We start from the raw sequence: 11,361 nt of genomic DNA, 5'->3' as shown, positions 1-11,361 counted from the left end.
GTTAATGGGGGGATTACCGGATGTGCCGTCGAAAAATGCGTCCGGCAGTGGCGAACCCACGCACAGCGCGGGCATGCGTCCCGGGTGTGCTTGACCAACCATCCAGTTGTTGGATAAGCGTCTCTTTTGGTTACTTTTCTTTGCACAAGCAAAGAAAGGCCCTTCAACAGCCGCATGGCTGGTCAAAGTGACTCGGGCACCAGCGGTGCACGAAAGCTTTTTCCTTTTCTCGGCGTTCCGAGCTCCGAGCTCGGCCTTCCGAGAAACTCAAGAACACGGTCCGGTTCACTTCCTTCCAAGCCCCTACTCATATCACGAGGGCAATACGGCACTTTCCGACGGTCAGTTAAGGACAACTGCATCCGCGAGGTTCTGCTCGCTGCCGGAGCCGCGCCGGACCGCTGAAAGGAAAAGGCCGCACACTGTGCGGCCTTTCCAGTAATCAACAGCGGTAAGGACTCAACCTGCGCAGTTGGCGCACAGGCCGTGGACCTCCAGGGTCTGGGCCTGCGGTTTGAAGCCCAGCGCCTTGGCGCGTTCTTCCAGCTGGCGGACGATGTCGCGGTCTTCCAGCTCCACCGCGCTGTGGCAGCGGTTGCAGATCAGGAACGGCACCGAGTGCTGAGTGCTGCTGGGATGGTGGCAGGCGACGAACGAGTTGACCGAGGCCAGCTTGTGCACAAAACCATTTGCCATCAAAAAATCCAGCGCGCGGTAGACCGTGGGCGGGGCGTCGGCACCGACGCCCTTGCCTTCGCGCACCCATTCCAGCAGTTCGTAGGCCTTGACCGGCTTGCCCGCCTCGGCGATCAGCCGCAGCACGTTGGCGCGGATCGGGGTCAGCCGCAATCCGCGCTCGCGGCACACCCGTTCGACCACCGCGATGAAATCCGCCGCGTCTTCAACGTGGTGGTGGGGAGCGGTGCAGGTGTGCGCGTCGGTCATGTCTACCTCGGGGAAAGTCAGGTCGTGGGGACCTTGGTCAGGGCTGCATCGATGCGCTTGAGCGCTTCATCGCGACCGGCCAGATACACGGTGTGGGAGATATCCGGGCTGACCTGGGTGCCGGTGATGGCCACGCGCAGCGGCTGGGCGACCTTACCCATGCCGATCTCCAGCGCGGCGGCGGCCTCATGCAGCGCGGCCGACACGCTCTCGGCGCTCCATTCCGGCAGCGCGGCCAGCAGTTCGCGGGCCTTGGCCAGCGGCAGCTCGGCGCCGGGCTTGAAGTGCTTGGCCACCGCGGCCTCGTCGTACTCGCTCAGCGGCGTGTACCAGACCACCGCCTTCTCGGCCATTTCCTTGAGCGTCTGCACGCGCTCGCGCAGGGCGATGACCACATCGGCCGGGGCCGGGCCGGCGGCCACGTCCAGGCCCAGCTTCTGCAGCTGGTAGACCAGGTGCGGGGCGATGGACTCGGGCGTTTCGGTCTTCAGGAAGTGCTGGTTGACCCAGCCCAGCTTGGCCATGTCCAGGCGCGAGGCCTTGGAGTTGCAGTGGGTGACGTCGAACAGCTCAATCAGCTCCTGACGGGAGAACAGCTCCTGGTCGCCGTGCGACCAGCCCAGACGGGCCAGGTAGCTCAGCAGCGCCTCGGGCAGGTAGCCGGCGTCCTTGTACTGCATCACGTCGGCCGCGCCGGTGCGCTTGGACAGCTTGGCGCCCTGCTCGTCCAGGATCATCGGCATGTGGCCGAACTTCGGCACCGGCGCGCCGATGGCCTCGTACAGGTTGATCTGGCGCGGGGTGTTGTTGATGTGGTCATCGCCGCGGATGACCTCGGTGATGCCCATGTCCCAGTCGTCGACCACCACCGCGAAGTTGTAGGTGGGGAAGCCGTCCGGACGGAAGATCACCATGTCGTCCAGCTCGCTGTTGGCGATCTCGATCGGGCCCTTGATCAGGTCGTCGAACACCACCGTGCCTTCCAGCGGATTCTTGAAGCGGATGACGCGGTTCGGGTCGTCCCTGTAGGGAAGGTTCAACTCGCGGGCGGCGCCGTTGTAGCGCGGCTTTTCCTGCTTGGCCATGGCGGCCTCGCGCATCGCGTCGAGCTCCTCGCGGGTCTCGTAGGCGTAATAGGCCTTGCCCGAGGCGATCAACTGCTCGGCCACCTGCTTGTAACGGGCGACGCGGTCGGTCTGGTAGATCGGGCCTTCGTCGTAGTCCAGCCCCAGCCACTGCATCGCTTCCAGGATCGCGTCGATCGCGCCCTGGGTGCTGCGCTCGCGGTCGGTGTCCTCGATCCGCAGCACGAACTGACCGCCACGGTGGCGCGCCTCCAGCCAGCAATACAGCGCGGTGCGGGCGCCACCAATGTGCAGGTAGCCGGTGGGACTGGGGGCGAAGCGGGTGCGGACGGTCATGTGGAAAGCACTGGATGGCAAATATGCGGCGATTTTACCCCGCCCGGCCTTTACCTGCCTGACCGCCCACTGCCGCCATCGGCGTGGTGTCCCATGAAAAAACGGCAGCCAGTAGCCCGGGTAAGGCCAACGGCCGCACCCGGGGCCGCGGCAAGTGCATCAAGGGCCCCCGGGTGCGCTTCGCTTACCCGGGCTACGCGCTGGGGGCGAAACGGGTGCGGACGGTCATGTGGAAAGCACTGGATGGCAAATATGCGGCAATTTTACCCCGCCCGGCCTTCAGCTGCCTGACCGCACATTGGCGCCGCTTGCGGCATGGGCCATGAAAAAACGGCAGCCAGTAGCCCGGGTAAGGCCAACGGCCGCACCCGGGGCCGCGGCGAGTGCATCAAGGGCACCCGGGTGCGCTTCGCTTACCCGGGCTACGCGCTGACATCGGCACATAAAAAAGGGCCGGCAATGCCGGCCCTTCGTTCAATCAACCGTTCCCGCGCTTACGGCGTCGGCTTCGGCTCGGGCTTGCGCGGCATCATCTGCTCACGCATCGCCGCGTTGTAGGCGAAGCTGGCCATCACGGCCGCTGCCTGCTTGAGGTCTTCGGCTTCGATGTGGTCCCAGGTGTCCAGGTGGGTGTGGTGGACGTTGGAGAAGTAGTCCAGACGGTCCTGGATGAACTGGAAGCCCGGCAGGCCGACGCGATCGAAGGCGATGTGGTCGGTGGAGCCGGTGTTGCGGGCGACCACGGTGGTGGCGCCCACGTCATTGAACGGTTTCAGCCACGCCTCGAAGATCGGCATCGCGGCCATGTTTTCCTGTGCGTAGATGCCACGGAAGCGGCCCGAGCCGTTATCCATGTTGAAGTAGACCGAGAGCTTGTCGTAGTCACGCAGCTTCTGCAGCGGACCGGTCGGCTCGCGCAGGCTGGCCGGCAGCGCCAGCTGGGCCGGGTCGGTCGGCTCCGGGAACCTGGCGAACTGGCGCGAGACGTAGTCCTGCGAGCCGATCAGGCCCTGCTCCTCGCCACTCCACAGCGCCACGCGGATGGTGCGCTTGGGCTTGACCCCGATCGCCTTGAGGATACGCATGGCTTCCATCGCCACGGCCACGCCGGCGCCGTTGTCGGCCGCGCCGGTGCCGGTGTGCCAGGAGTCCATGTGCGCGCCGATCATCACCACCTCGTCGGCCTTGCCGCTGCCGCGGATCTCGGCCAGCGTGTTGTAGCCGGGCTTGTCGCCTTCGTCGGTGAAGCGGGCATCGACACGGATGCGCAGCTTGACCGTCTCGCCGGCTTCCAGCGAACGCACCAGCGGGTTGAAGTGCTCGGTGATCATGGTCAGCTCCGGCACGCCGGCCGACTCGCCGGCCTTGCGCGAACCGCCCCCGGCAACGCGGATGATGCCGTTGTCCCAGCTCGACAGCGAGATCGCCGCCAGCGCGCCTTCGGCGACGAAGAACTCGTTGGTCTTGCGGACCAGTTCCTGGCGCTCGTTGTATTCCTTCAGACGCTTTGCCCGGTCGGCCGCGGCGGTGGCCGGAATGGTGAACTGCTGCAGGCCTTCCAGCGAGGTGGCGTCATGGCGGTGGCTGTCGGCCTCGGTGCCGCGCTTGTAGGCGCGCGCATCGCCCAGCAGCAGCACCTTGCCGCGCAGCTTGCCCTTGTACTTGTCCAGGTCGGCCAGCTTCTTGATGTCCACGCGGACCAGCTCGCCTTCCACGGCACCGTCGGTGCCCGGCGTCCACGCCTTGGGCAGCGCATGCAGCGGCAGCACGCGGTCGCCGATCATCTCCACGCTGGCGTGGGTGAACTCCCAGCCACGGCCGAACGCCGGGAACGCGTCGTCATGGACGTTGCTCAGCCCCCATTCGTTGAACTTGCCGCGGCTCCAGGCATTGGCCGCGGCCATTTGCGGCGAATTGGTCAGACGCGGGCCGATGTTCTCGGTCAGATAGGTCAGGTGGTCCATCACCTGCGAGTTGTGGAACGCCTCGGCGCGGATGCGGGTGACCACATCCAGATCCACCTTTTCGGTGGCCTGCGCCGGAGCGCCCACCGCCAAGCCCATGCACAACGCCAGCAAACCACGCTTGATCACACTCTTCCCCCGGCCCATGGGCCAATTGCGACAAAGCCGCGAGTCTAGCCAGTGCGACGTGGCCGGCGAGCCGGCCAATGGTCATGGTCGGCCGACAGACCTCCGCGTTTGTCACAACCAGCTGTGCCCGCGCCGGCCTCCCCCAAGCCCAAACGCGGGCGCGCGGCGAAGGCAGTCCGCGCCGCGGGCCGCTCACGCCCACCAGCCATACACCACCAGCCGTTCCACCGGCAGCACCGCCAGCCAGCCGCGCCGGTCCTGGACGATGGCGCAGTAGCCGATCCGGTGCGCCACGGCCGCCTCACCGGCGGCGCACATTCCCGTCACCGGCGCCGCCGCGCTCACCGCTATCTGCCGCCAAGGCCCGTAGCAGGCGGGCAGCTGCCGGGCCAACCCGGCGCGGGCCACCGTGGACTGCGCGAAGAACGCCAGCCCGGCGCGTTGAATGGCCAACGCCGTTTCCGCCGCCAGGCGCAATACGACCCTGCCCCGCGCCCGGCCGCGGAACGCACTGTCCAGCAGCACCTGTTCCAGCTGCCCCGGCAACCGCCCGAAATTCAACAACCCGCAGGTTTCAATGCCGGCAGGCAGCAGTTGCTGCACGCGGCGGTGGATCGATACCCGGTTCATAGCCTGATCCCTCCGGAAAAAAACGGGGTGGCCTGCGCCACCCCGCGCCGATTACGGCAGTGTCGGCGGATCGGTCGCGCGCTTGCCCAGCTCGTACCAGTCGATCTTGCGGGTGATCCACATGATCAGCGCCAGGATGCCGAACAGCAGCAGCGAGCCCAGCAGCAGCGCGTTGTTCTCCGAGCCCAGCAGCAGGAACAGCGCGCCATACAGCAGGGTCAACAGAGTCGAGAACATCAGCCCGTACTTCCAGCTGCGCAGCACGCCACTGAGGTAGAAGCCCTGCAGGCCGATACAGGCCGCCGCCGAGACCAGGTAGGCCTGCCAGAACGCGATCTGCTCGGACAGGCTGATCAGCAGCAGGAAGAAGATCGCCAGCGCCAGGCCGACCAGCAGGTACTGCAGCGGGTGGATCCGCAACTGCTTGATCAGCTCGAACAGGGCGAAGCCAACGAAGGTCAGCAGCACGAACAGGATGCCGTACTTGGTGGCGCGGTCGGCCTGGGTATAGACGTCCACCGGATCGACCAGCGCCACGGTCAGCGACTCGACCTCCGCATCGGCAATCAGGTTGCGGCGCAGCTGTTCCTGCGCGGCCGAGGCCAGCGAGGAGACCGCCCAGCTGGCCTTGAAGCCGCGGTCATCGACACTGCGCTCATGCGGCGAGAAGCTGCCGGAGAACTGCGGATGCGGCCATGACGAGGCGATATCCACGCGGGTGTCATCGCCCACCGGCACCACCGACAGCGAACGGGTGCCGTCGAGCACGAACTCCAGCTCGACCTTGCGCCCGTCCGACAGCACGCCCGAGGCGGCGTCGCCCTGCATCCGCAGCGGCGCATGCAGGCCTTTGGACGCGGCCTCCAGCGCACCGGCGCCGGCCCGCAGGGCGATGCTGCGGCCATCCACGCGCAGGTTGGGCGTGCCCACCAGCCCGCGCACGTCGGCAATGCCCAGCGCCAGGTACGGCTGTCCGTAACTGCGCCCGACCACCGGCGCGTAGTCCCTGTCGGTGAACTCGGCCTGCACGCGGGCGTGCCAGCTGTAGACAGGCACCCGGAACAGGCCCACGCGGCGTTCGTCCGGGCGCATTTCCCCCTGCACGCGCAGCCGTGCCGGCATCTGCAGGTCAAAGCCTTTCTCGGTCTGCAGCTCGCGGGTCTTCAGCCCGGTCGGCCCGACCACCTCCACCTCGCGCTCCTGGGTCCACGGCAGCACCCGCACCGGGCCGATCAGCGACTGCGCGCCGGCACGGCTCTGCGCCACCCGTTCGATGGCCTGGTCGCGATAGCGCTCGCGCTCCTTGATGGTGCCGCGGATCAGCAGCAGCGGGATCAACAACAGCAACACCAGCCCGCCGACGATGGCGGCGCGCAACAGCAGTTTCAGGGAAGTCATGTCCGGTCCTCGTGTGGAAACGGGGACAGCGTGGACCGGCTGGGTGAGCAGGGTTTGTGGCGAATTTGAAGTGGATGTGAAGTCGGCCCGCCGTCCCCCGGTGGCGGGATGCGTTCCGTTTCCCGTGCACACGCGCTGGCCCCTGACCGCCTGCGGTTGCGGATGCGCGCTGCGGCATAGTATGAATACAAGCAAAATGCGCACCCGGACCGTCCAGCGCCTCCCGCCCAAGGAACACCCGTGCTGTTGCAAACCCGGTCGCGTACGTCGCTGATCCACCGGCTGTCGCTGAGCATCTGGGGCCTGTTCCTGGCGCTGCTGCTGCTGCTTTCCGCGCTGGGTTACCTGGCCATGCGCATGGCCACCGATCGCGTGGTGCCGATGGTGGCGCAGCGCACGGTGGAATTGCGCGCGCGTGCCAGCGAGGGCCTGTTCCTGCAGGCCGAGCACAGCGTGGTGCGGCTGCAGCAGGAGCTGCTGCGACGGCTGGACAGCGCCGATCCGGCTACCACCCTGGCGCGGTTCGACACCCTGTTCGCACGCAGTGCCGACGGCCTGTGGCGGTTGCGCCCGGAACTGGTCGCGCCGGCCTCCGCGCCCACGCTCTACCTGCACCAGCCGCCGCAGGGGCTGGATGCTTCGGCACGCCTGCGCGCGGTTGTCGCCTACGACCTGCTGCGCGAGCAGGGACCGGCGCTGGCACCGCCGTTCTTCTCGGTCTACATGGATTTCATCGAGGACGGGCTGATGGTGTATTCGCCCGGCATCGACTGGGGCAGCGGCGCCGACGCCACGGCCACCAACACCGGCTATCCGACCATGCTCGGCGCCGATCCGCGGCGCAATCCGCAGCGCCAGGTGTTCTGGACGCCGGTCTACCTGGACCGGCAGGCCGCTACCTGGATGGTGTCGGTGATCAAGCCGCTGGACTGGCACCAGCACTGGGTCGGCACACTGGGCCACGATGTCTCGGTGCAGAGCCTGATCGAGCAGGTCGACAGCGGCGATGAAAGCGACGGCGTGCAACTGGTGATGAGCGCCGACGGCGCGCTGATCGCCCACCCGCAACTGCGCCGCCGCATTGCCGCCGCCGACGGCCAGCTCGAGCTCGACCGCCTCGATGATCCACTGCTGGCCCAGGTCCACCGCATGATCCGGGAAGCGACCGTGAACCACGGCGCCGGGCGTTCGCCCGACGGCGCCTATTGGGTGGCGTGGTCGCAGATCCAGGGCCCAGACTGGTACCAGGTCTATCTGCTGCCCCAGGCGCGGGTGAACCATCTGCTGATGTGGGGCCTGCTGGCGATGGCCGGCATCGGCGTGCTCGGCCTGCTACCGGCGATGTGGCTGTTGCGCCGGCGGATCGGCTCGCTGGTGGCCGCACCGTTGAAGCGCCTGGCGCTGGCGGTGGATGAACTGGGCCAGGGCCGCGCGCCGCAGCCCATCGGCCTGCAGGGCGATGACGAGCTGGGCCGGCTGGCCGGTGCCTTCGACGACATGGCCGAGGAGCTGGGCCATCAGCGCGCCCTGCAGTTGGCCCATGCCAAGGCGCTGCAGGGCGAAATCGACGAGCGCCGCCAGTTCATGACCCGGCTGGAGGAGGAGCGCGCGCGCCTGCTGGCGCTGCTGGGGGCGATGGACCTGGGCATCCTGTTCGTCAGCGGCGAGAACCGGGTGACCTACTGCAACGCCACGTTCGCCGCCATGTGGCAGTTCCCCGAGGGCGCCAGCGTGGTCGGCCGCTCGACCCGCCAGGTGTTGCAGACGGCCAAGCAGCTGATGGCCGATCCGGCGACGATCCTGGCGCAACTGGAGGCGGCGGCCACCGCGGAACCGCCACGGCAGCTGGAGATCCGCCTGCGCGACGGCCGCACCATCATGCACAACGCCTACCTGGTTCCCGACGCGCAGGGCCATTACCTGGGCCGGCTGTGGGTGCAGGAGGATGTGAGCCACCAGCGCCGCACCGCCCAGCAGCTGGTGCGGCTGGCCCACCACGATCCGCTCACCGGGCTGTACAACCGGCGCCGCTTCGAGAACGACCTGGCCAGCTTCTTCCACGATGCCCAGCGCGTGCCCAGCCAGGCCGCGCTGCTGTTCTTCGACCTGGACGAGTTCAAGTACATCAACGACACCTTCGGCCACCGCGCCGGTGATGCGGTGCTCAACCGGCTGGCGCTGGAGATGCGCACCCTGGTGCGCGCCGGCGAGACCCTGTTCCGCCTCGGCGGCGACGAGTTCGCCGTACTGATGCCGCACGCCAGCCAGGACGATGCCCAGCACCTGGCCGAGCGGATCGTGCAGCGCATCGCGCAGACCCCGCTGCGCCTGCTCGAACAGACCGTGCGCCTGAGCACCAGCCTGGGCATCGCCCACTACCCCACCCATGCCGACAATACCGAGGACCTGGTCGCCCACGCCGACGCGGCGATGTACCAGGCCAAGCATCTGGGCAAGAACCGCTGGAACGTGTACCGGCCCGACCGTGACAGCTCGCGCGAGATGGCCAGCCGGCTGGTGTGGAACGACCGTATCGCCCAGGCCCTGGAGCAGGACCTGCTGCTGCTGCACTTCCAGGGCGTCTACCACGCCGGTGACGGCCGTCTGGCGCATCTGGAAGCGCTGATCCGCATGCGCGACGAAGCCGGCAGCGGGCAGCTGATCATGCCGGCGGACTTCATCGTCCCGGCCGAGAAAAGCGGCAAGATCCTGGAGATCGACCGCTGGGTGATCCGCCAGTGCATCCAGCTGCTGGCCGGCCACCCGCAACTGCCGGCGATCGCCATCAACATCTCCGGGCGCTCCTTTGATGATCCCGAGCTGCCCGCCTGGATCGGCAACCAGCTGCTGCGGCACCGGGTGGCTCCGCAGCGGCTGCTGGTGGAGCTGACCGAGACCGCGGCGATCTCGGACATGGGCGATGCCGCGCGCTTCATCGCCGCGCTGCGGCAGACCGGCTGCCCGATCTGCCTGGACGATTTCGGCACCGGCTTCGCCTCCTTCGCCTACCTCAAGAACCTGCAGGCCGACGTGCTCAAGATCGACGGCATGTTCATCCGCGACCTGCCGCAGGAGCCGGACAACCAGGTGTTCGTACGCGCGATCATCGAAGTGGCCCACGGCATGGGCAAGCTGGCCGTGGCCGAGTTCGTCGAGGACGCCGCCACCTTGGAGATGCTGCGGCAGATGGGCGTGGACATGGTCCAGGGCTACCACCTGGACCGGCCACGGGCCGACCATCCGGCCCTGACCGTGGCCGTGGCCGATTAGCGGACAGCCGCCTGGCCGGCGACGGTTGCCCCCTCAGGCCAGCGGCAACCACAGACTGGCCAATGCTCCGCCGCCGGGACGGTTGTGCAGCTGCGCGCGGCCACCATGCAGCCGCGCCACCTCGGCCACGAACGGCAATCCCAGCCCCGAGCTGCGCTGCCCACTGCCCGGCCGCGCCAGCGAGTAGAACCGCTCGAACACCCGCTCCCGCGCGTAGTCCGGAACGCCCAGCCCCGTATCGGCCACCTCCACCGTCCAGCCCGCCTCGTGTCGCTGTACCTGCAACACGATGCGCCCACCGGCCGGCGAAAACGCGATGGCGTTGTCCAGCAGGTTGGACAGCGCCTGCCGCAGCAGGAAGGCATCGCCCTGCACCAGCGCCTGCGCCGGCAACTGGCAGTCCACCACGAGCGCCTGCGCCTGCAGGCGCGGTGCGGCATCCTCGGCCAGACTGCGGCACACCCCGGCCAGATCGACCGCGCCGCGGCGCTGCAGCCAGCCGTGCTGTTCCACTTCGGCCAGCCGCAGCAGCTGGTCGATGGTCTCGGTCAGGCGCCGCTCCTGCTGCACGATGTTGCCGGCAAAGCGCTGCCGCTCGGCCTCGGGCAGCGGCTCCTGCAGCAGCTCGGCGGCGCCGCGGATCGCCGCCAGCGGGCTCTTCATCTCATGGGTCAGCGACTGCACGTACTGCTCGACATAGGCCTTGCCTTCGAGCTTGCGGCGCATGGTTTCCAGCGCGCGGCCGAGGTCGCCGATCTCGTCGCGGCGCGGCTTGGGCGGGGGCACCGGTTCCCCGGCGCTGACCGCCTGCGCATAGCGGTTCAGGCCGCCGATGCCGCGCGCCAGCCACCAGGTCATCAGCAGGCCGATCAAGGCCGACAACCCGATCAGCCACGCCCCGCGCGCGACGATGGCGCGCTGGCTGGCGGCGATGAACGGATCGATGGTGTCGTTGGGCTGGGACAGCGTCAGCACGCCGATCAACGTGCGCGCGTCGGCCGGGTCGTACACCGGCGCGGCCACATGCATCACCGTGGTGCTGCCCTCGCCGCGGGTCTCGGCACTGGAGCGCGCACCGTACTGTCCGCGCAAGGTCCGGTAGACATCGTTCCAGCGCGAATTGTCGCGCCCCACGTCCTGGCCGCGCGAGTCGTAGACCACGATGCCGCTGGCATCGGTCACCGTCACCCGGTAGTCGATGCTGCGCTTGGGAAAGCGCCACACCATCGCGCGCGGATCACGGCGCTGCGCGGTGGCCAGCTGGGTGGCGAAGGTGCCGTCGCCGATGCGCCCGGCCTTCAGATCCGGCGCGGCCATGACCGCCAGCACATTGGCCGCATCCACCAGCGTGGCCTCCATCGCCTGGCGCACGCCCGGCTTGACCTCGTTGACGAACACCCGCATCACGAAGAACGCGGCGATCCCGACGATCAGGAAAAAACCGAGGAAGAGTTTCAGGCCGAGGCGCATTTATCGCAGCCTCGTTTTGTGATGCAGGAGCTTTCACTCCTGCTCCGCAGGAGCGAGCCACCTTTCTTTGCCCGTGCAAAGAAAGGTGACCCAAAGAAAGCACGCCCTGCCTCCGCGCCCCGCGCGCTACGCGC

The 11,361-nt window shown here is 67.9% G+C and carries 8 protein-coding genes; 1 reads left to right on the top strand and 7 read right to left on the bottom strand.

Annotated features, from left to right (window positions below; all coding sequences use genetic code 11):
* The 6 genes from ARC78_RS16880 to creD form a co-directional block, all read right to left on the bottom strand.
* On the bottom strand, positions 1 to 186 hold a 186-nt coding region (locus ARC78_RS16880; protein ID WP_206742679.1), incomplete at its 3' end, for a hypothetical protein.
* Positions 187 to 459: 273 nt separating this feature from the next.
* The gene (locus ARC78_RS13135) at positions 460 to 945 is read right to left on the bottom strand and encodes a Fur family transcriptional regulator (protein WP_054660932.1); all 486 of its coding nucleotides are present in this window, start codon (positions 943 to 945) and stop codon (positions 460 to 462) included.
* Between the two features lie 17 nt (positions 946 to 962).
* Entirely contained in the window at positions 963 to 2,366 is a 1,404-nt protein-coding gene (gene gltX / locus ARC78_RS13130; protein ID WP_057506459.1) for a glutamate--tRNA ligase, read from the bottom strand.
* 494 nt (positions 2,367 to 2,860) lie between these two features.
* Entirely contained in the window at positions 2,861 to 4,459 is a 1,599-nt protein-coding gene (locus tag ARC78_RS13125; protein WP_054660031.1) for a M20/M25/M40 family metallo-hydrolase, read from the bottom strand.
* A gap of 192 nt (positions 4,460 to 4,651) precedes the next feature.
* Positions 4,652 to 5,089, bottom strand: a complete 438-nt coding sequence (locus ARC78_RS13120; protein ID WP_057506458.1) for a hypothetical protein — start codon at positions 5,087 to 5,089, stop codon at positions 4,652 to 4,654.
* A 51-nt stretch (positions 5,090 to 5,140) separates the two neighbouring features.
* Positions 5,141 to 6,487 carry a cell envelope integrity protein CreD gene (gene creD, locus ARC78_RS13115; RefSeq protein ID WP_057506457.1) on the bottom strand — a complete coding sequence of 449 codons (1,347 nt, stop codon included), beginning with the start codon at positions 6,485 to 6,487 and terminating at the stop codon, positions 5,141 to 5,143.
* 240 nt (positions 6,488 to 6,727) lie between these two features.
* Between creD and ARC78_RS13110 the strand changes: the two genes are divergently transcribed.
* Positions 6,728 to 9,757, top strand: a complete 3,030-nt coding sequence (locus ARC78_RS13110; RefSeq protein ID WP_057506456.1) for an EAL domain-containing protein — start codon at positions 6,728 to 6,730, stop codon at positions 9,755 to 9,757.
* A 33-nt stretch (positions 9,758 to 9,790) separates the two neighbouring features.
* Here the strand turns inward: ARC78_RS13110 and creC are convergent, their stop codons facing one another.
* Positions 9,791 to 11,227, bottom strand: coding sequence for a two-component system sensor histidine kinase CreC (gene creC / locus ARC78_RS13105; protein ID WP_057506455.1), 1,437 nt, complete (start codon positions 11,225 to 11,227; stop codon positions 9,791 to 9,793).
* Between the last annotated feature and the right edge of the window lie 134 nt (positions 11,228 to 11,361).

It is taken from the genome of Stenotrophomonas pictorum JCM 9942 (assembly GCF_001431585.1).
GTDB classification, from domain to species: Bacteria; Pseudomonadota; Gammaproteobacteria; order Xanthomonadales; family Xanthomonadaceae; genus Stenotrophomonas; species Stenotrophomonas pictorum.
This window is presented reverse-complemented; position numbering and strand designations above follow the sequence as displayed.